The organism is Paraburkholderia sp. BR10954, assembly GCF_040965775.1.
GTDB lineage: Bacteria > Pseudomonadota > Gammaproteobacteria > Burkholderiales > Burkholderiaceae > Paraburkholderia > Paraburkholderia youngii.
On the sequence record NZ_JBFRCK010000169.1, the window covers coordinates 1 to 1,116 of the forward strand.

A 1,116-nucleotide genomic window follows, 5' to 3' on the forward strand; every position below is an offset into this window, starting at 1 on the left:
TGGAGGTGGTGCCCAAAGCGGAGCGGGAGCTGCTGCTGCAGACCTGGAACGCAACCGAGGCGCCCTATCCCGATCAGGCGTGCATCCACCAGTTGTTCGAAGAGCAAACCAAGCGAACGCCCGAAGCAATCGCATTGGTCCAGGAAAACCAGCAGTTGAAGTATGCGGAGTTGAATGAGAAAGCTAATCGTCTGGCACACCGTCTGATCGTGTCCGGTGTGGCAGCAGGCGATTATGTTGCCACCCTACTGGAGCGTTCGATCGATCTGATCGTGGCTCAACTGGCCATCCTGAAAGCTGGCGCCGCCTACGTACCACTCGATCCGCAAGGCCCCGCTGAACGACACGCCTGGATCCTTGACGATTGTTCAGCTCGCCTGCTGATCACGGATGTTCCCGAGGTACCCCTCCCAGTCGCAGTATTGCCGCCAACCGATTCGGGTGCCGCTCAGCCAAGTCCCGCTCTAAGAGCAGCAGCCCTCGAAACTGCCTATGTAATGTATACATCGGGCTCGACCGGTACCCCCAAGGGGGTGCTCGTGACTCATAGAGCGGTCGCCCGACTGGTCATGAACAACAGCTATGCCAAGATTGGACTAGATGATAGGGTCGCCTTTATGGCAAATCCCGCCTTCGATGCCAGTACTTTTGAAGTATGGGGACCACTGCTCAACGGTGGCGCAGTGATTATTGTCGATCGCAATCATGTCCTTGATGCTCGAGGCCTGGCTGAAATCATTAGCAGTGGCAAAGTCACCGCGCTGTTCATCACAACCGCTTTATTCAACCAATTTGTTCCCGAAATTGGACCAACCTTTGCTCGACTGCGATTCCTGCTCTGTGGGGGAGAACAGGAAAAACCTGAGATTTTTCGGGCATTGATAAAGCATGGGGGACCGGAAAAACTCATCCACTGCTATGGTCCCACCGAGAGCACGACCTTTTCTACCACGTATGAAGTGTCAGCAACGAATTCCGGCAATCGTCTGCCGATTGGCCGGCCGATCTCGAACACTCGGCTCTACCTGCTAGACAGCCACGGTCAACCGGTGCCGCTAGGCGCAGTGGGTGAACTGTATATCGGCGGCGCAGGCGTGGCTCGTGGCTATCTGAACC

The 1,116-nt window shown here is 56.0% G+C and carries 1 protein-coding gene; it reads left to right on the forward strand.

Going from position 1 to position 1,116, the window contains the following annotated elements; genetic code table 11:
* Nucleotides 1-1,116 (forward strand): AMP-binding protein (locus tag AB4Y34_RS41630; protein ID WP_176370204.1); only part of this gene is annotated, 1,116 nt, incomplete at both ends.